Origin of the sequence: Pseudomonas tremae (genome assembly GCF_001401155.1) — a bacterium.
Classification (GTDB): domain Bacteria; phylum Pseudomonadota; class Gammaproteobacteria; order Pseudomonadales; family Pseudomonadaceae; genus Aquipseudomonas; species Aquipseudomonas tremae.
In genome coordinates this window covers 1-246 of record NZ_LJRO01000109.1, presented here as the reverse complement: position 1 = coordinate 246, position 246 = coordinate 1, and the positions used below count along the sequence as shown (strand labels likewise).

The window sequence follows — 246 nt, the reverse complement described above, 5'->3', positions numbered from 1 at the left end:
TGATCGGAGAATCCCTAGGCGATCAGCCTGCGCTACGCGCCATGACCTTCAGAGCGTCGCCATTCACTCCCTTGACGCCACGAATGTTGCGCGCGATTTCCACAGCCAGTTCCTTCTCTGCAAAGTTGGCAACCACGCCGTTCAGGCTTACCACACCGGCTTTGGTATCCACTTTGATGTTGAGTCCGTCCAGCGTCCGGCTGTAAATCAGGCTCGCCTTCACCTTGCTGGTGATCCAGGCGTCGC

General features: G+C 57.7%; 1 protein-coding gene. It reads right to left on the bottom strand.

All coding sequences use genetic code 11. The annotated features are described in order from the left end of the window. Window positions 1–22 precede the first annotated feature (22 nt). The coding region (locus tag ALO43_RS08230; RefSeq protein WP_157062273.1) for a BON domain-containing protein at window positions 23–246 on the bottom strand (224 nt) is incomplete at its 5' end.